This window comes from Gordonia sp. VNK21 (assembly GCF_046098115.1).
Taxonomy (GTDB): Bacteria; Actinomycetota; Actinomycetes; order Mycobacteriales; family Mycobacteriaceae; genus Gordonia.
Genome location: NZ_JBJURU010000002.1, coordinates 281,439 through 300,050, shown reverse-complemented (window position 1 = coordinate 300,050; position 18,612 = coordinate 281,439). Strand labels below are relative to the sequence as shown.

13 protein-coding genes and 1 pseudogene are annotated in these 18,612 nt (G+C 62.9%); 7 read left to right on the top strand and 7 right to left on the bottom strand.

Translation table 11 applies throughout. The features are described 5' to 3' along the window. Window positions 1-37: 37 nt before the first annotated feature. The 3 genes and pseudogenes from ACJMNC_RS04405 to ACJMNC_RS04395 form a co-directional block, all read right to left on the bottom strand. A pseudogene (locus tag ACJMNC_RS04405) lies at window positions 38-1,800 on the bottom strand (acyl-CoA dehydrogenase). Window positions 1,801-1,832: 32 nt separating this feature from the next. Continuing rightward, entirely contained in the window at window positions 1,833-2,843 is a 1,011-nt protein-coding gene (locus ACJMNC_RS04400) for a zinc-binding dehydrogenase (protein ID WP_408946722.1), read from the bottom strand. Window positions 2,844-2,961: 118 nt separating this feature from the next. Then, complete coding sequence (locus ACJMNC_RS04395) at window positions 2,962-3,579, bottom strand: TetR/AcrR family transcriptional regulator (protein WP_408946721.1); 618 nt, start codon at window positions 3,577-3,579, stop codon at window positions 2,962-2,964. Window positions 3,580-3,813: 234 nt separating this feature from the next. Between ACJMNC_RS04395 and ACJMNC_RS04390 the strand changes: the two genes are divergently transcribed. From ACJMNC_RS04390 to ACJMNC_RS04360, 7 genes are all read left to right on the top strand, one after another. Then, a complete protein-coding gene (locus ACJMNC_RS04390) occupies window positions 3,814-5,979 on the top strand; it encodes a hydantoinase/oxoprolinase family protein (protein ID WP_408946720.1) in 2,166 nt (721 codons plus the stop codon). Beyond that, on the top strand, window positions 5,976-8,270 hold the full coding sequence (locus ACJMNC_RS04385) for a hydantoinase B/oxoprolinase family protein (protein ID WP_408946719.1): 2,295 nt from the start codon (window positions 5,976-5,978) through the stop codon (window positions 8,268-8,270). Before ACJMNC_RS04390 ends, ACJMNC_RS04385 begins: the two co-directional genes overlap by 4 nt. 17 nt (window positions 8,271-8,287) lie before the next feature. Then, the gene (locus ACJMNC_RS04380; RefSeq protein ID WP_408946718.1) at window positions 8,288-9,781 is read left to right on the top strand and encodes a class I adenylate-forming enzyme family protein; all 1,494 of its coding nucleotides are present in this window, start codon (window positions 8,288-8,290) and stop codon (window positions 9,779-9,781) included. Window positions 9,782-9,894: 113 nt separating this feature from the next. Continuing rightward, window positions 9,895-10,659, top strand: coding sequence for a PaaX domain-containing protein, C- domain protein (locus ACJMNC_RS04375; protein WP_408946717.1), 765 nt, complete (start codon window positions 9,895-9,897; stop codon window positions 10,657-10,659). 38 nt (window positions 10,660-10,697) lie between these two features. Then, entirely contained in the window at window positions 10,698-12,320 is a 1,623-nt protein-coding gene (locus ACJMNC_RS04370; RefSeq protein WP_408946716.1) for an acyl-CoA dehydrogenase family protein, read from the top strand. Further along, window positions 12,317-13,867, top strand: a complete 1,551-nt coding sequence (locus tag ACJMNC_RS04365) for a class I adenylate-forming enzyme family protein (RefSeq protein WP_408946715.1) — start codon at window positions 12,317-12,319, stop codon at window positions 13,865-13,867. Before ACJMNC_RS04370 ends, ACJMNC_RS04365 begins: the two co-directional genes overlap by 4 nt. Next, a complete protein-coding gene (locus tag ACJMNC_RS04360; RefSeq protein ID WP_408946714.1) occupies window positions 13,857-14,429 on the top strand; it encodes a carboxymuconolactone decarboxylase family protein in 573 nt (190 codons plus the stop codon). The genes ACJMNC_RS04365 and ACJMNC_RS04360 overlap by 11 nt, the downstream gene beginning before the upstream one ends. 381 nt (window positions 14,430-14,810) lie before the next feature. Here the strand turns inward: ACJMNC_RS04360 and ACJMNC_RS04355 are convergent, their stop codons facing one another. From ACJMNC_RS04355 to ACJMNC_RS04340, 4 genes are all read right to left on the bottom strand, one after another. Continuing rightward, window positions 14,811-16,418 (bottom strand): AMP-binding protein, encoded by a 1,608-nt coding sequence (locus ACJMNC_RS04355; protein ID WP_408946713.1) that lies wholly within the window; start codon window positions 16,416-16,418, stop codon window positions 14,811-14,813. Then, window positions 16,415-17,098 (bottom strand): TetR/AcrR family transcriptional regulator C-terminal domain-containing protein, encoded by a 684-nt coding sequence (locus ACJMNC_RS04350; protein ID WP_408946712.1) that lies wholly within the window; start codon window positions 17,096-17,098, stop codon window positions 16,415-16,417. The genes ACJMNC_RS04355 and ACJMNC_RS04350 overlap by 4 nt, the downstream gene beginning before the upstream one ends. Window positions 17,099-17,168: 70 nt before the next feature. Beyond that, window positions 17,169-17,561 carry a VOC family protein gene (locus ACJMNC_RS04345; protein WP_408946711.1) on the bottom strand — a complete coding sequence of 131 codons (393 nt, stop codon included), beginning with the start codon at window positions 17,559-17,561 and terminating at the stop codon, window positions 17,169-17,171. 23 nt (window positions 17,562-17,584) lie between these two features. After that, window positions 17,585-18,469, bottom strand: a complete 885-nt coding sequence (locus ACJMNC_RS04340; RefSeq protein WP_408946710.1) for a bile acid:sodium symporter family protein — start codon at window positions 18,467-18,469, stop codon at window positions 17,585-17,587. Window positions 18,470-18,612 lie beyond the last annotated feature (143 nt).

The window sequence follows — 18,612 nt, the reverse complement described above, 5'->3', positions numbered from 1 at the left end:
CTGTGACTCGATGCTCGCCGTAGCGGAGCCCGGAAGGTCAGAAGATGTCGGTGGGGGTGTCCAGAAGGGTGGTGTCGAGATTCCGGAGGAGTTCGAGCGTCGGGTAGATCCTGTTCAGCTCGAAGGTGAAGAAGTATCGGGCTGCGGCGTGTTTGCCGCGCTCGACCAGCGAATCGCCGGTGGCGGCGAGTTGCTGATCCAACCAGATCCAGGCGACGACGACGTGACCGAACGCTTCCAGGTATCCGGTGGCATTGGACAGGACCAGGGCGGGATCGCCCGATGCCCATACGGCGGCGGTCGTCGATTGCAGTGCCTGCCACGCCTCGTCGAGTGCTTCGGCGTGAACGGTGGTCTGGGGGCCCGCTTCCTTCCCCCGGGCGACGGTGGTGCTGATCTGTTCGCCGAGCAGTACGAGAGGTCGTCCCGAATCGGCGATCACCTTGCGGCCGAGAAGATCCTGCGCCTGAATGCCGTGCGTCCCCTCGTGGATGGGATTGAGGCGGTTGTCGCGGTAGAGCTGCTCGACGTTGTATTCGCGGGTGTAGCCGTATCCGCCGTGCACCTGGATCGCCAGGCTGTTGCCCTCCAGACACCATTGGGACGGCCAACTCTTGGCGATCGGGGTCAGCAGGTCGAGCAGGAGGCCGAGGTCCGCCGCGGATTCCGGTTCGGTGCGCCGGCGGTCGAGCAGATGGGCGCAGTAGAGGCACAGCGCAAGCCCTCCCTCGGCGTAGGCCTTCTGTGCGAGAAGCATGCGTTTGACGTCAGGGTGTTCGACGATGGCGACCTGCTCAGCGGTCGGTCCCTCACCGAGCCGGCGGCCCTGCTGCCGCGTGTGGGCGTATTCGGCGGCGTACTGGTAGCCCGCGTAGCCGAGCGCTGAGGCTCCGAAACCGACGCCCAGCCTCGCCTCGTTCATAACATGTAGGCGAGCCCCTGGAATTCATCGCCGACGAGGTAGCCGATCGCGCCCGCACCCTGCCCCGTGTCGTAGGTTCCGTCGCCGAAGCTGAGGAGGGTGTTGGTGGTACCGCGATACCCCATCTTGTGATTCAGTCCGACGAGGGCGACATCGTTGCGAGAGCCGTCCTCGAGGAACTTGGGCACGATGAACAGTGAGATCCCCTTGACCCCGGGCGGACCTCCCGGGGTCTTCGCCAGCACCAGATGGACGATGTTCTCTGACAGTTCGTGATCTCCGCCGGAGATCCACATCTTGGATCCGATGATGCGGTGGGTGCCGTCGGCGGCGGGTGTGGCCCGAGTGGTGATGTCGGCGAGCGACGAGCCGGCGCCCGGCTCCGACAGGCACATCGTTCCGGTGAATCGCCCGTCGAGCATGGGGCGCACCCAGGTGTCGATCTGATGCTCGGTTCCGTGGGTGATGAGGAGGTTGGCGTTGGCGATGGACAGGAAGGGATAGCCCGCGATCCCGATGTTGGCGGCCTGGAACCATGCCATGCACGCATACGTGATGACGTTGGGCAGGCCCACGCCCCCGAGTTCCGGATCGAACCGCGCCGCGATCAGGCCGGACTTGGCGAATTCGGCGAGTGCGGTGGCTGTGGCTTCGGGTAGCACCACGTGGCCGGCCGGCCCGACGAAGGGCTCCTCGGTGTCGACGGTCTTCAGGGCCGGCTGGAAATAGGTGACTGCGAGACGCTCGGCGAGCTCGAGCGCGTCGTCGAAAGTCTCACGCGAGTGATCGGCGTAGACCTCGGCCTGCGTCAGCGAGTCGACCTTGAGCCAGTCGTAGAGAATGAACGCCAGGTCTCGCGAATTGAGCGGAGTGGGCAATGGAATTCCTTCGAATGGTGAAGTGAGGCAGGCTAGGTCAGATCGCGGGTGAATACCGGTTTGGCGTGCCGTTCGACGATGCGCTCGGGGAGTTCTTCCCAATCGAAGACATCGCTGACCACAGCCCGCGGGTCGACCTCGCCGGCCGCAGCCAGTTCCAGGGCGGCCGGGATGTTCGGACGGACGTTGTCGCGCGCGATGCGCAGGTTCACGCTGTTGAGGTACATCGCCAACAGCGGCAGCTCCCCGGGCCGGAAGTGATTGCCGGCGCTTTCGCAGAACCCCTCGGGTTTGAGTGACTGTGCTGCCACCGCGAGCTGATCGACCCGCCCCGTGGCTTCGACAGCGAGGTCGAATCCTTTGTGGATCGGTGCGATCTCCGCCGCGGTCCGTGCACCGAAGGTCTCGGCGAGGCTCCGGTGCTCGCTGTTGGGTGAGACGTACAGGACGTCGGAGGCGCCGAGCGCGCGGGCGATGTCGCAGACGTACAAGCCGATACTGCCGCGCGCGACCACGAGCACCGACGCGCCGGGGGTGCGCTGCAAGTGGGGCGCCACCAAACGCCAGGCGAGCGTCCAGTTGTCGCTGGCCGAGGCCATCGCGATGGGGTCGAGTCCGTCGAGCAACGGAACCAGCATGGCGTCGGCGAAGGGGACCTTGACCAGGTCGGAGAGCAGTCCGCCCCAGTTTCCACCGATCGGCGTGCCGTACATGGCCATGTCCGGCACAGCCGTGCAGTGCGCGGTGTGTCCGACGCTGCACTGGTCACACGTGCCGCAGCTGATGGACCAGGGCACCACCACGAGTTGCCCGGGCGTCACGGAGGTGACGTCCTCGGAGATCTCGACAACGCGGGCGACGCACTCGTGGCCGAGTGCATAGGGCGCCGGAATCGGGCCGTGCCCAGCGAGGATCTGTGAGTCGACGTCGCAGGTGGTGGCGGCGACGGGCGAGACGATGGCCTGGCCTGGGCCATCGATCACGGGGTCGGGTGCGTCGCGCCACTCGGCCTGCCATCGGCCTGTGTACGTGAGCTCGCGCATGGCTGAGCCTCCTATGCTTCCGGCGAGAACGTGGTCTCGGGTGCCTCGCCTGCCGGAGTTCACAAGATCATATGATGGCCGTTATAGCAAGGGCTGGGTGGCCTCTCGGGTGCTCGGCTCAGCCCGCGCCGACGATGCGCAGTGCGATGGTCGACATCTGATCGACGAGACGGTTCCGTTCATCGGGGGTGGCTGGGTTGGCCCAAGTCCACATGAACGAGAGCATTCCGGTGATCGCGCGGGCGGAGGTCAGCGGGTCCTCGGCGGTGAACTCTCCGCGTTCGACCCCCTCGGTCACGAGCTCGGCCACGCGATCGTCGACCTCGGCGCGTTTGCGGAGGATTCGTTTGCGATCGTCCTCGCGCAAGGATCGCGTTTCGCCGGCATAGACCGCGAGGTAACTGCCGTGGTCGAGCACGATCTCGGTCAATTGCCGGCTGAACTCGTCCAGCCGCTGGGTGGGGCTGGTGGTCGATCCGGGTCTGTCGTCGATCGCCGACAAAGTGAGTTCGGCGCCGCTGGTGCAGATCGCCTCGAGGATCGCCGACTTGTCCTTGAACTGGTAGTAGACGAACTGCTTCGACGTGCCGAGTGCGTCGGCGATCGAGTCGACTGATGTCCCGTGGAACCCGTTCTCCAGAAACAGGTCCACGGCGGCGTCGAGGATCTGACGCTTCTTCAGTTCCGCGATTTCTTCGCGGACCGATGTGGACCGCTTCCGCGGTGGCGTAGGCACAGGTCATCACCCTTTCCTTGCGGCGCAGACGCGCACCGGCCTGCTCCCTGATGGTATCGGCCTGATGTGCCGGTTCCGCGGCGAGGGCACCTCTGACGTTGACATACCGAAACGAATAATTAGGTTCTAGATCGCATTGAAACGAATGGATTAGTTCGTTAACATCAAACCAAGAATGTGCAGTATGTCACTTCACATCGCTCGGCAACGGGTGTGTCTGCAGGAAAGAGGGCTATGTATTACATCGGAGTGGACATCGGTGGCACCTTCACCGACTGTGTTCTGGTCGACGAGGCCGGGGGCCAAGAGCGGTCGAAGGCGCTGTCCGATAAGGCCGATCCGCCTGCGGGAGTGTTCGCAGCACTCGACGTGATCGCTCGACGCAAAGGGATCGGCTTGTCGAGCATGCTGGCGCGCACCAGCAGGTTCAGCCATGGGACCACCATCGGCACGAATGCTGTCCTGGAGCGCCGCGGCGCGCGGGTGGGTCTGGTGACCACCGCCGGTCATCGGGATTCGCTCGCCATGATGCGTGGTCATGGGCGGGTGGCCGGCCTTCCGGTGGAGCAGGTGTTCTCGGTGCACGAGACGCGGCTGCCCTCACCGCTCATCATCGACGGAGCGATCGCCGAGATCGATGAGCGAGTCGACAGTGACGGCGAGATCGTGTGCGCGCTCGATGAGGACGCCGCGATGGTGCAGATCCTTGAGTTGGTCGAAACGTATGCCCTGGATTCAGTCACCGTGGTGTTGCTGTGGTCGTTCGCCAACCCGGACCACGAACGTCGGCTTCGCAATCGACTGACTGCGGAGATGCCCGGGGTCTACGTCTCGGTATCGCACGAGGTCTCGCCCCGGCTCGGTGAGTACGAGCGCACCGTGGCGACGGTGATGAACGGTTACATCGGACCGGCCAGCAGTATGTACCTGTCGGACCTTCGTGGACGATTGTCCGACAGCGGTTTGTCCGGCGGGATGTACGTCATGCAGTCGAATGGTGGCGTCGCGGTGCCGGAGCGTGCCGCGATTAGCGCGCTGGGAATGATCGACTCGGGTCCGACCGGTGGTCTCACTGCCACTGAGCACCTTGCTCGGGTCTACGGGCATCACAACGTCGTGGCCACCGACATGGGCGGGACATCGTTTGATATCGGGTTGGTGATCGACGGCCGTGCGCAGTTGGCTGAAGAGAACACCATCGACCAGTACACCTATCGTCTGCCCCACTTGGACGTCCGAACCATTGCCTGTGGTGGCGGCACCTTGGCCAGCATCGACGATGTGACTGAGTCACTCCGGGTGGGTCCGCAAAGCGCAGGCTCTGAGCCGGGGCCCGCGTGCTATGGCAACGGCGGTACGCTGCCGACGGTGACCGACGCTGACGTAGTGCTCGGTCTGTTGCGCGCCGAGGCGTTTCTGGGCGGACGGATGCCGCTGGATGTGGCTGCGGCCCGCTCTGCGGTGGGCGAGCTGGCCGTCCGGCTCGGCTTGCCGATCGAGGATACGGCCGCAGGCATCATCGAGATCAACAACATGCGAGCGGCTGCGGCGATCCGCCAGCAGACGCTCGAGCGCGGTCGTGATCCCCGAGACTTCGCGCTCTATGCCTACGGCGGGGCCGGGCCAGTTCATGCGTTCGGATTCGCCGCCGAGATCGGCACCGCTGATGTCGTCATCCCACAGGGCGATGGAGCTTCGACGATGTCGGCATATGGAATCGGATCGGGTGACTTGAAGGCCTATGCGGAGCTCGAGCGACGCTTGGCGGCACCGTTCGACCTGCACACGCTGACGGCCGCTGTCGATGAGGTGGCCGAGGCCGCGCGCACTGCGCTGGCTAGTTCGAAGGCCGCGGGCGAAACGCCCCTCGTCCAGGTGAGCGCGCTCATGAGATTCGGTGAACAGCTCATGCACAGCCTGGAGATTCCGATCGTTCAGCCGATCACCGAGGCGACCCCCGAGCGAGTCTTGGCGGACTTCTCGGCCGAGTACGCGCACCGCTACGGTGCGGGCGCGGCGGGCTTCTTCCAAGCTGCGGAGGTCTTCGCTTTCCGAGCGCACGCCTGGATACCCTCGCAGATCCCGTCGCCTCAGCGCGGCCACGAGGTGGTGGGTGCGCCAGCACCCGAGTCCTTCACTCAGGTCGAGGTGTATTGGCCTGGAATCCGCGAGTGGTTCACCACCGACGTCTTCCGCCTCGACGCTTTGCAGTGCGGCGACCAGATCCTTGGGCCTGCACTCATCGAGTCCGCACATACCTCGATCGCGGTGCCCCCCGGCGGCCGGGCCCGGCTCGGTCGGCACCGGGAACTACATCTCCGACTCGACGACAGCTCACGCACCGACGCCACCTCTCAGGTCGGCGCATCGCCCCAGAACAACGGAAAGGCAACACGATGACCAAGCCGATGTGGGACGGGCGCAGTCGCGGATATGTGCCGCAGGAGCCGCTGACCATCAGCGAGGATCTGCCTCTGTACCAGCACAACACGACCGTCGTCGATCCGGTCACCTTCGAAGTGGTGCGCTATTCGCTGCTGAACATCAATGTCGAGCACGGGCACACGATTCAGCGCCTCTGTGTCTCTCCTGTCACCATGTTGGCGCGCGATTTCCAGCCGTCGCTGATGACCGCCACGGGGGACCTCGTCTTCTTGGGGCCGTACCTGCAGTACTTCTCCAACGCGCAGTCACTGACGATCAAGTGGATCTGCGAGAATCGCAGCAGCGCACCGGGAATCAGACCAGGTGACATGTTTCTGTCGAACGATCCGTATGTCGGCTCGCCTCACCAACCGGACACGATCATTGCCGCTCCGGTATTCGTCGGCGACGAACTCTTCGCGTGGGTCGCCAACGTTCTGCATCACACCGATATCGGCGGTACCGCCCCGGGAAGCTTCTGTGTGGATGCCAAGGACATGTTCGACGACCCGCCGGCCTTTCCGCCCTACAAGCTCGTTGAGGGTGGCGAGGTGCGGCCCGATCTCGAGGAGATTTTCCTACGTCAGTCTCGTTCACCGGGAAACGTGCAGATGGATCTTCGCGCGGCGATTTCTGCTGCTCGTGTTGCGGTGCACGACATGGAGGAGTTGATTGATCGGTACGGCGCCGATGTGGTGAAGACAGTCATGGACCGGGTGGTCGACTCCGGTGAAAAGGTTCTGACCGACCGTCTCGCGCAGATACCCGATGGTTCCTGGACACACCGTGTGTACGCGGAAGCGGCTCACACCGGGGACGGCGAGACATACGCGTACCAGCTGACGCTGCGTAAGTCAGGTGGTGACCTGTATGTCGACAACGCCGGCACCGACCCACAGGCAGGGTCGATCAATGTCACCTACGCCGGGATGTGCGGCGCCTTCCTGTCGGCGCTGTGTGCGGCCCTCACCTCCGACCTGGCCGGTGCCTATGGTGGCGTGTATCGGCGAGTTCACTTCGACCTCACCCCGGGGACCCTCTCGTGTGCCGACCATCCTGCGGCGGTGAGTCCTTCGGGCACCTTCACAATGGAGCTGCTCATTGGGCTAGCGGGCTCAGTGATCTCGAAGATGCTCGCGTTCGGGCGGCCAGAGATCCAGCGCCTGGCAATCGGCCCGGCCCACCCCGCCTTCTACGGCGCGATCACAGCCGGTGCTAATCGCGCCGGCGAGCCGTTCATCGGAGTCAACGCCAATAACATGATTGGAGCGCTCAGCGCATCGCCGATCGGCGACGGAGTCGACTTCGGCGGGCACTTCTGGATCCCCGAGGGAATCGCCAGCAACGTCGAGGAACTCGAACAACTGTGGCCGACACTCTTCCTCTACCGCAAGGCGATGACTGCCGGGGCCGATGGTGCGGGACGGTACCGCGGCGGTCGCAGTCTCATCGAGGGCGCCATTCCCTGGAAAGTGCCGGGGCTCGCCGCCGCACTCTATATCGACGAGTCTTTTCCAAAGACCACGGGTCTGTTCGGGGCGAACCCGGGGTCTGCAGGACGATTCCGGGTGCGGCACCGGAGCGACGTTCTCACACAGCTGGCATCGGGTGTCGTGCCCACCTCGGTCGACGATGTAGCGGGGGTGGATCATCCCGTCGAGGCCAAGGGGCCGATGATTCTGCTGGGCGCAGACACCGTCTATGAGTGGTCGGCATCCAACGGAGTCGGCTATGGCGACCCACTGCAACGTGATCCCGCGCTCGTTGCGGTGGATGTCGCCGCCGGATATCTGGGTACCGAGGCGGCCGAGCGCGTCTACGGGGTCGTCATCGACGGGGCGGGGACGCCGGACGCGGCCGCGACCGAGCGATGCCGCCGAGAGATGCTCGGCGGCCGGTTGTCAGCCGCGACGACGCCACCGGCAGTGGGCACGGTCGGGGTGACGGTGCAGATCGAACCGGTGGGCGGCGAACTGGGGGTCGTGCGTGATGTCAGGGGCGTTCCAGTCTCGTATGCCTCTTTGACCGGCCGTGCTGACCTCGGCCCGGTCTCGGGCAACTACCGCGATCACTGTGCATCAGTGGAATCGTCGATGTACTCGGTTGACCCGGCATTCGGCCACGACGAGGCCAGAGCCGGCGCGTCGGTGTCGATGCGCGAGTACCTGTGCCCGGTGACCGGGTACCGGCTGGACGTGGAGATTCTGCGTGAGGGGGACGAGCCGATCTGGGATATCGCGATTGTGAATGAGTGGGGTGCCGAATGAGTGCTGGAGTGGACACGATGACTGAGCCGGAGACTCTTGCCGAACTCCTCGTCACGTCGTGCCGGACGAACACACGCCGGGTGGCCGTGGTCGACCCAGGTGGGGAGCTCACCTACGACGGTTTCCTCAAGCGGGTCGGTGCGGCCGCCGATGAACTTCTCGAGCTGGGGGTCCGTCCCGGTGATCGGGTCGCGTTGTTGTTGCTCAACAGCATCGACTATGCCGTCGCCTATTTCGCAACGGCGGCCACGGGAGCGACTGCGGTGCTGGTCAATGCCCGGCTCACTCTCGACGAGATCACCCATGTGCTCAGCGACAGTGGTGCGAAGGTCACGGTTACCCAACCGGAGCTGCTCGATCGGGTTCCGGGCGCTGACGGCACTGTCGCGCTGGCCTCGGACTTGGGGCGGGCGCGATTGGATGTGACGCCGTTCGAGCAGTGGGCCGGCCTTCGGCGCACGGCCTCGGATGTCGCGAACATTCTGTACACGTCGGGAACGACTGGGAAGCCGAAGGGTGCCATGCAGACCCATGGCAACCTGATGGCGAACTTCGCTACCGTCCGCGAGCAGTTCGGGCTGACCCGTGACGATGTTGCGTTGATTGCGGCACCGCTGTTTCATGCGACGGCCATCAATTCGCAGCTGATTCCGTTCATCGGACTCGGGGCTAGATGTGTGCTGGTCCCGACCTTCGACAGAGCGGCGGTGCCGGCGGTGATGCGGGATAACCGCGTCACCCTCTTCGCTGGGGTGGGAGCGATGGTCGAGTTGCTTGCACTCGATCCGGCGTTCGGTCAAGCAGCGTTTCCTGATCTTCGCCAGGTGGTCTTGGGCGGATCCCCTGTTGGTGAGTCGACGCTGAGAGTTCTTGATGAGCGTCTACCGAATGTCGACGTCGCCAATGTCTGGGGTATGACCGAGGCGACATCGATTGTGACAGTTGCGCATCGGACTGACCTCACTCGTCGGAGGTGGACCGCCGGACGGGCCGTCCCCGGCGTCGAATTGCAGGTGTGGGACGAAGTCGGCAATAAGTTGCCGCCCTCGAGCGTCGGCGAGCTGGTCGTGCGCGGCCCAGTCGTCACCGCGGGCTATTGGGGAAGGCCGGAGGCGACCGCCGAGACATTCGTCGACGGGTGGCTGCGCACCGGAGACGTCGGCCGCGTAGATGCGGAGGGCTTTGTCCAGGTGCTCGATCGCCTGAAGGACATGATCATCCGCGGTGGCGAGAACATCTACTCGGTGGAAGTCGAGTCGGTGCTCTCGGCTCACCCGGATATCGCCGAAGTGGCCGTCGTCGGGCTCCCGGACCCGGTCTTCGGGGAGAGGGTCTGCGCGGTCGTGGTCAGAGTCGCGGGGTCGGCAGTGTCGATCGAACAGATCCGCGACTTCGCCCGCACTCGGCTCGCCGACTACAAGATTCCGGCGGAAGTGCGGTTCCTTGACGCTCTCCCGAGGAACGCCTCGGGGAAGGTCCTCAAAGGTGAACTGCCGGTCGATTCTGGGTAGCGCGTGCCCTGCCGGTTGGGCTGAGCGGTGGCGCAAGGGGATCGGCGGCGACCAGCCGCGATTATGTATTACATAAATTGATATGAACGAAAATTGTATGTAATATACATCGTGTGACTGACGACCGCCTGCCTGCCGATGTGTTCCGTCAGGGTTCTCTCAGTGCCCGTTCGGTAGCGCTGAATCTGCTGCTAGGTGCTCCGGCGGCCGGACTGGCCGGCCGGGATCTCGTTCGGCTCGGCAAGCAGTTCGGGGTGGCCGGTTCGACGATGCGGGTCGCGCTCTCGCGCATGGCGTCTGCTGGTGAGCTTGAATCCGGCGAGGGCGTGTATCGCCTGTCTGAGCGGCACCGGAGGCGGCAGGCCCGGCAGGATGCCCAGGTGTCGCCATCTGTACGGGCGTACGGGGGCTTCTGGGTGCAGGGCATCGTGGTGACCGCCGGCCGGGCGGCCTCCGAACGTGAGGAGTTGCGGCGGGACATGCGCGGCGCGCGGTTCGGGGAGCTTCGCGAAGGCGTGTGGATGCGTCCGGACAATCTCGGTGACCTCGTGCGTCCCGACCGTCCTGAACTGGAGTACTTCCGGGTGGTGCCGGACGAACCGAAACGATTGTGCGATCAACTGTGGGACGTGCAGCGCTGGGCCGAACGCGCCGACGACCTCATCGGTGCCCTGCGTTCATCGGCGGCCGAACCGGTGGTCCGTCTGTCCGCTGCGGCGGCTGCGGTGCGCCACCTGTGCACGGATCCCGTGCTGCCACCAGAACTCGTTCCGCAGGCATGGCCCGCCGACCAACTGCGCATTGCCTACGAGGACTTCCGCGAGAGTCTTGCGAGCAGTCTCGTGTCGCCGGAGCGCTCCGAACCCGACAACCGCTGATGCCCTGACCGGGCATCGATCGATGAGGAAGTGAACATATGCAGACTCATACAGTCTTCAATCAGGCACCAGCCCTGGTGGACTTCAACACGGCGGACTATCCGCCGCTGCGTGAGGCATTGACCCGCGCCGGTGCTCCGCTGGACGAGGTCGACCGGGTCGGTATCGTCGCAGGCAGTGCCGAGGCGATCGATCTCGGCGACCGCGTCGAGACGAATCAGCCGGTCCTTCGGACCCATGACCGGTTCGGCAACCGTATCGATGAGGTCACCTACGATCCTGCCTATCACGAGTTGATGGCCAGAGCATTCGAGTTCGGCCTGCACGGTGCGCCGTGGGTATCCGGTGACCCGAACGCGCACCTGCTGCGCGCGGCGAAGTTCTCCGCATGGCAGGTCGTCGACGCCGGGCACGGATGTCCTGTGTCGATGACGTACTCGGCCGTCCCTGCACTGCAGGTCGACGCCGAGCTGGCAGCACGGTTCGTACCGCTGCTGTCCACCGATGTCTACGACCCCGAACTGCGTGTGCCGACAGAGAAGCGGGGAATCTCGGCCGGCATGTCGATGACGGAGAAGCAAGGTGGGTCTGACGTTCGAGCCAACACGACCGCTGCGACGCCCCTCGGGGACGGTACGTACCGGATCGTCGGACACAAGTGGTTCACCTCGGCGCCGATGTCGGACATCCTGCTGACACTGGCCCAGGCGCCCGAAGGTCTCACCTGCTTCGTGCTTCCCCGCGTGCTGCCCGACGGCACGCGCAATGCCATTCGGTTGCAGCGGCTGAAGGACAAGCTCGGTAATAAGTCCAACGCGAGCAGCGAGATCGAGTACGAGGATGCGATCGGCTGGCGTCTGGGCGAGGAGGGACGCGGTGTTCGCACCATCATCGAGATGGTGAATGGGACACGGCTCGACTGCACTCTGGGGAGCGCCACCTTGATGAAGCACGGTGTGGCGCTCGCCGCCCACCACGTGGCTCATCGCGCCGCGTTCGGCCGGACTCTGATCGATCAGCCGCTCATGCGCAATGTCATCGCGGATCTGGCGATCGAAGCCGAGGCTGCGACCACCGCAGCCTTGTGGCTGGCCGGACTGACCGACCTGGCGCGCGCCGGCAACGAGAAAGCTGCGGCGCTGCGCCGAATCGGCCTGGCAGTCTCGAAATACTACGTGTGCAAACGTGCTCCAGCTCACGCCGCCGAATCACTGGAGTGTCTCGGCGGCAATGGTTTTGTCGAAGAGTCCCGGATGCCCCGGCTGTTCCGCGAATCGCCGCTGGGCTCGATCTGGGAAGGCAGCGGCAACGTCGCAGCGCTGGACACTCTGCGTGCGATCGGTCGACAGCCTGAGACCCTGGAGATCCTGTTCGACGAGCTCGGGACAGCCACAGGAGCGGACCGGCGGTACGACGAGTTTCTGTCGAGGCTCAAGGCTCAGTTCGCGAACTTGGAAGACCTCGAATACCGTGCGCGAACGGTAGTGGGGGACCTCGCGGTCGCCATTGAAGCTTCCTTGCTCCTGCGGTTCGGGGATTCGGCGGTCGCCGACGGCTTCACCGGGTCCAGGCTTGGTCGATCGTGGGGCAATGTCTTCGGCACCCTCGATCCCTCCATCGACACGGCAGCTGTCATCGCGCGCGCCACCCCGAAATCATGATCAGCGAAGCGATCTCACCGCGGGAATCGGCGCGACGCCAGGAGCCGACCCCCGCACGTATTCTCGATGATCGAGCACGGCTGACCCCGGCAGCGTCGGCCTACGTCGACGGCGGTGCGCGCTTCACCTTCGGCGAAGCCGCGGCCCGCGTCCGTGTGCTGGCCGGATGGCTCTCCTCGCAAGGAGTCGAACCCGGTGACAGAATCCTGCTGGTGGCCAAGAACGGTGAGTTCGCGGCCACGACGGTATTCGCAGCATCTCATCTGGGGGCCGCCGTGGTCATGGCGAACTGGCGATTGTCACCGGCGGAGATCGCCTACGTCGTTGATGATTCGAGGCCGAGCGCAGTACTTTACGACAGCGCCTTCGAGGAGATGCTCGATCGGGTCACTCGACTGCGGGGTGCGTTCAGCGGCGCCATGATGCGTCACGGATCGGGTAGTGCGAGCGTCGCCGAGTACGGCACGGTGCAGTCGTCTGCTGTTCCGGTTACGGCCCCGGCAGCTGGGAACCCCAGCGCGACTGCAGTGATCATGTACACGTCGGGGACCACTGGCAGGCCCAAAGGCGCCGAGATCACCGGCGCTAACCTGTTCTGGTCGGCTCAGGGCATGTCGAGCAGTATCGAATGGGAAGCCGCGCACCGCTTCCTGCTAGCCGCGCCGATGTTCCACATTGGGGGCTTGGCTCCGCTCTTCGCCAATGTCTTGCGCGGATCGACAACGGTCTTCCTGGCCGACTTCGACCCAGTCGAAGTGTGGGAGACGATCCGCGCCGAGCGGATCACCACGATGATGACTGTCCCGGCTATGCTCGCCGCGATGGCCCAGGCCGCCGCCACGACTGAGGTGGACGCGACCAGCTTGGTCAATGTGACCTGCGGTGGATCGGCGGTGCCGGTCGGTCTGATCGACACCTTCACCCGCCTGGGCGTCGATGTGCAGGTGGTATACGGATTGACCGAGTTCTCCGGAGGCCTCGCCTACTACCTGCCCTCGATGGGTCAGGAGCACCGGGGTAGCCAGGGGCGCCCGGTGTTCTATGCCGACGTCGCTATCATCGCCCCGGACACCGAACGCAGGCTGCCGGACGGGCAGGTTGGAGAGATCATCTGTCACGGGCCTCAACGCTTCGCGGGCTACCTGGGGAATCCACGAGCAACCCGGGAGGCGCTCACTTCTGACGGCTGGTATCGCACGGGTGACGTCGGTTTCATCGACGAGGCCGGCATGCTCACTGTCGTAGATCGGATCAAGGACATGATCATCAGCGGCGGCGAGAACATCTATCCTGCCGAGGTCGAGGCCGTCCTGCTCAGCCATCCCGCGATCGCCGACGCGGCCGTGGTCGGCGTCGCCGACGAGAAGTGGGGGGAGGTGCCGGTGGCATATGTCGTCGCCGACCCCTCAATCGGAGAGTACGAGATCCTGCAGTTCACCCGAGAGAGGCTCGCACGCTACAAACAGCCCAAGCGTGTGGAAGTGGTTCAGGTACTTCCGCGCAATGCGGTCGGCAAGATCCAGAAAGGACGATTACGTGAGCACTGAGTACGCACAGCGAATCCCGGAGACACCGGAAGAATCCGGAAGGCTCCTCGACAAGGTGGTACCGCCGCCGCACCGGCCGCCGTTGTTGTACCGGGCGATGGCAGCCAATCCGGCCGTACTGCGCGCGTACGTGGAGGGCCCGATCCTGGGCCTGCGTGGACTGCTCCACACCGGGCAGCTCGCGCCGGACGAGCGTGAGTTGTGCATTCTGCGCGTCACCGCGCGCTGCGGCGCCGAGCACGAATGGGGCGTTCACGTGGCCTACTTCGGCAAGACCTCGGGCCTGTCGCCGGTGCAGGTCGCCGCCACCGTGCTGGGGGAGGACGCAGATCAGCCGTGGTCACCCCGCCAGCGCGCCATCGTCGCGCTCGCTGACGCGATGGTCGACATGCGCGAACTCAGCGACGCCGAACTGGCCGGCATCGACCAGGTCCTCACTGTGGAGACCAGGACGGAAGTCGTTGCGATCAGCGCCCAGTACCTGGGCATCTCCGCCACCTGCAGGGCTCTGGACATCCCGCCCGAGCCGGGAGCGCCACGGTTTCCCGTCGCTGCGGGGTGACACGGGTAGACGATTAGGCTCCCGGTCGGGGGCGGAGTCGACTGTGTCAGCCGGACACGTATTAGCAGTCATCCGCCGAGTGTCGTAGCGTTCGGCTCCGCGGTAGTGAGGAAGGCGAGCTGTACTTCTCGCGGTTGACAGCCTGGAGGCGAGGCACACGGGAAATGTAGGTGTCCGTCGTCAGGGGCACCGCGAGCCGCCCGCCCCGATTTGCCGGGGCGGGCGGCTCGTCACTGCGCGGGTGCGGCGTTCCGGTGGTGACGTGCGTCCAGATGGGAGTCTGCTGCCTTTCGGGGAGCTCTGAACGCTAGTATCAATCAGTGGCTCAGCCGACCTTGGTAACAGGACCAGCCAACCTCGGCACCGTATGGACTGTCAGCATCAACGCTTCTTGAGATCGCGACAGTCGTGCAAGCCTTGGACTTGATGGATTTCGTCGAAGCCGGCCGGAAAGAGCAGGTGCTTCTGAACCTTTTGAGTCCCGGTGGTTGGGAGCGCATCGACGAACTGAATCCAGCCTGGCACTTTGAAGTATGCCAGTTGTTCGCGTGCTGCCTGGCAGATCGAGCGGGCGACGAGTTCGTCTGCGGCCGGGTCGACGGGAACGACCACCGCAAGAACCTCCTCGTCGCGCATCTTGTCAGGCACAGCGAGCACCGAAACCTGAGTGATGCGCGGGTCGTTGACAAGTACGGACTCGACTTCCGCCGAAGATATGTTCTCGCCACTACGCCGGATGATGTTCTTGGCGCGGTCGACGAAGTAGTACATATCGGTATCGTCACGGCAGACAAGATCCCCGGTGTGAAACCAGCCACCAGCCCATGCGCGCTCGGTCGCTTGATCGTCATGCAAGTATCCGCTGAACAGGCCATAGCGTGGCTCGGAGGCACTGTGTCGGATGACCAGTTCGCCGACCTGCCCATTGGCGACGGGGTTGTCCCTGTCATCGACTACCTGCGCTTCGATTCCCTGTGGCCGGCCACACGCGCGCGTTTCAATGAAGCGAGGCTCCTCTGCAACCAACAGACCCCGGCCAGTCTCAGTCATGCCCCACACCTCATGGAGAGGAATTCCGAACCGGCCCTCGAACGCCCGGTGGACTCCAGGGTCAACGCCGGCACCGAAGGCCACGGTAATTGTATGATCACGGTCACTATCACCCGGAGGCAGGCTCATCAGAGCTGGGATCATAATGCCCAAGTAGTGGAAACGTGTCGCTTTAGTCTCACGGATGTCGGCCCACCAGTTCCGAAGGCTGAATCTTCCTGGAATCACCATGCAAGCGCCCCGAGAAATCACACCGCCGAACGTCAGCATGAGCGAGTTCATATGGTAGAGCGGAAGGGGATTAAGAACCCGGTCCAATCCCGCGCGAAGCGTGAGTTCCGAAGAGCTGGCACCGTAATTGTCGCCACTGAGAAGAGCATAGAGATTGTCGAGCACACACCCTTTTGGATAACCGGTGGTGCCGGACGTGTAGAGAACTGCAGCCGCGCGGCGAAGCGGGTTGGCTCGCGTCTCAAGACGTGGCCGGTCGGCAGACGCGGGCGACAACAGAGCTGGGTCGGTCACGACCGGTAATGTGCCGTCGATCAGGCCGGCCGCGGCACGAACGTCGTCTAGCAGTGAAGACAGAACCACCGCAGCGCACGCTCCCGAGTGTTGCAGCACATAGGCGAGTTCGATGGCCGTCAGATCGGTGTTGAGTGGAACTATACAAGTTCCCAGCTTGTTGAGTGCGAGATAGTGCAGAAGGTGCTGAGGTCGCGAGTCGAATGCCAGGGCGATAAGATCACTGTCCCCATACCCGAGATTCTGATATATATCCGTCAACTCGTCCACCCTCGCCGCAGCTTCGCTATAGGTCATTTCGACGGGAAACATCCATTCGCTTGCTACTCGTTCGGGAACGGCCAGCATCGGCCGATCTCCGTGGACGCGGACTGCGGACTCGAAGAGTGCAGATATGGATTCGTGGCTGGTCAAGACTTCTCTCCTTCGTGGTCTGGGTCGGGGGATGCAGCTTCCTCCAGCGGTGCTGAACTGCCGTTCATACGAATCATCATGAGCGCGACGGCCTCGGCATTTACGTACTCAAAGCCTTCGCCTAGAGCGGCCTTCTCTAGCGCCAGTCCCAAGACTGCAGTCCAGAATCCGCGTGTGATGAACTGTGGTGTGGTGCGGGCAACCCAGCCTGTTCGCATGAAGGTGTCAACCATTGCCGACTCACCCGAAACATGAAGCTCATGAATCGTAGTCGAGACGATTTCTCGTAGTTCCTCCCGACGCCGCGACGCCAGCATTGCCTCGGCAAACAAAATGACTGAAGGTGCGCCTGGTCCTAGGAGAAAAGAAATCAGGGTTCGGGTGTGCTGCTCGACCGTGACGCTCGTCCGTGAGCGTTCCTCCGCTTGACGCGCAGTGCGAAGAATTGCCCGACATGCAGCCTCGACGAACAGAGGTTCCTTGCCGCCGAAGTGGTAGGTGACCTGGTTTGGGAAAACTCTGGAAGCATTTGCGATCTCGGACACGGATACTGCATCAAAACCTCGTTCAAGGAATAAGGGCGTAGCAGCTCGCAAGATCGCTGTTCGAGTTCGCTCGCCGTCGGTGCGTCCGCGTCGACGGCGGTCATCGAACACGGCGTCGTCATCGTGCGGTGTCATGCTGTCGTACCTTTCAGTTAGGCTAATTTTTGGGGATGCTCTGTGCCTATGAACTTGAGTTCTCCAGAGATCACTCGACGAACGCTCGCCTTGCTTCGGGGTCTGATACCTCAAACAGTTCGATCAGTAGTCCGTCGGGTCCTTGCGTCATCGCGAATCGCCCACCGGCGGTTTCGGTTATCGGAGTTACTCCAATCCCGTTGGCGATGAGTGATGCTGAAAAGGACTGCAGGTCATCAACCATCATTCCTATGTGGTGAAAAAGATTACGCTGGACGGCGGGTGGTCTGCGCGATTCAAATAGGTGAACCCTTCCCGTGCCGATCTTCAGGAATACATTTCGATCGTTATCGATCGCGTCATCGAATACTACTTCGGCACCAAAGTGCTTTTCGAAAAATTTGCAGAATCCGGATATGTCAGCGGTCACTAGATGGACATGGTGCAGGAATACTTCGGTCACGATAACTCCTCTTTATGGGCGTGCTAGTGAGTGTCGGTCGACGCGATTTGTGGTCTGGCGAAACGTGTTATCAGAGTGCCGAATAGTGGCGCGGTAATATACATAATCACGGAGTACACGGCAGTTGGAAGTGCCACCTTGAAGTCATCAAATACGCTTACGGCGACAAATATGGCGAGTGTGGAATTGTGTATTCCGACCTCGAAGCAGATAGCAGTGGCGTCTCGGTGATTCAGTTGAACCCCTCGGCTGAGTCCGTATCCTAGGCTGAGGGCTGCTAAATTGAAAAGGAGTACGGGGATCCCAAGGTCACCAAAGTTGTCTGCGACGGAACTCCACTCTGCAGCGATAGATGTCAGTACGACTGCAGTGAGAACAACGGCGCTTAGAATCTTGACAGGGCGCTCCATATGAACTCTCAGACGAGGAAACCGTCTGCCTGCAGCCATGCCAACAGCAACGGGAATGATGATCATTGAAATAACTTCGGTGAGTTTTCCGAATTGCAGTGAAACCACTTCGTCGTTGCTTGCGAAGTAGGAGATGGAGAAGTTCACGATGAGTGGAATGCTTACGATCGCAAGCACAGTATTCACTGCGGTGACAGTGATGTTCATCGCCACGTTCCCGCCAAATATATGGCTGAAAAGATTCGCAGATATTCCCCCTGGGGCGGCGGCGAGAATCATCATCCCAACCGCGAATAGCGTGGGCAAGTCAAACGCGATGACGAGGCCAAAACACAATGCGGGGAGGATGAGGAGTTGTATCAACATCGCGACGATCACCGCAACGGGATAACGGACCACTCGGGTGAAGTCGGCTGTCGTCAACGATAAGCCTAGGCCGAACATTACGAATGCCAATGAGGCGAGAAGTGCATTCGCGAACACTTCCGGTGAGTCCATACTTCCTCCAGTTGTATATTGTACAAAGTAGTATGCGATACAAACTGTGACGTGTCAAGCATCTTGGTTCCTTAAGTGCGGTCGGTCGCTTCATGCGGTGTGCGTGCTCACTGACCTACCCGTCATGCTGGGTGTGGACTGCG

Excerpts from the sequence above, each read along its gene's own strand:
- ACJMNC_RS04370 (WP_408946716.1), top strand. The coding sequence starts at position 10,698 with ATGCAGACTCATACAGTCTTCAATCAGGCACCAGCCCTGGTGGACTTC.
- ACJMNC_RS04380 (WP_408946718.1), top strand. The coding sequence starts at position 8,288 with ATGACTGAGCCGGAGACTCTTGCCGAACTCCTCGTCACGTCGTGCCGG.
- ACJMNC_RS04385 (WP_408946719.1), top strand. The coding sequence starts at position 5,976 with ATGACCAAGCCGATGTGGGACGGGCGCAGTCGCGGATATGTGCCGCAG.
- ACJMNC_RS04390 (WP_408946720.1), top strand. The coding sequence starts at position 3,814 with ATGTATTACATCGGAGTGGACATCGGTGGCACCTTCACCGACTGTGTT.
- ACJMNC_RS04350 (WP_408946712.1), bottom strand. The coding sequence starts at position 17,098 with ATGACACCGCACGATGACGACGCCGTGTTCGATGACCGCCGTCGACGC.
- ACJMNC_RS04365 (WP_408946715.1), top strand. The coding sequence starts at position 12,317 with ATGATCAGCGAAGCGATCTCACCGCGGGAATCGGCGCGACGCCAGGAG.
- ACJMNC_RS04340 (WP_408946710.1), bottom strand. The coding sequence starts at position 18,469 with ATGGACTCACCGGAAGTGTTCGCGAATGCACTTCTCGCCTCATTGGCA.
- ACJMNC_RS04400 (WP_408946722.1), bottom strand. The coding sequence starts at position 2,843 with ATGCGCGAGCTCACGTACACAGGCCGATGGCAGGCCGAGTGGCGCGAC.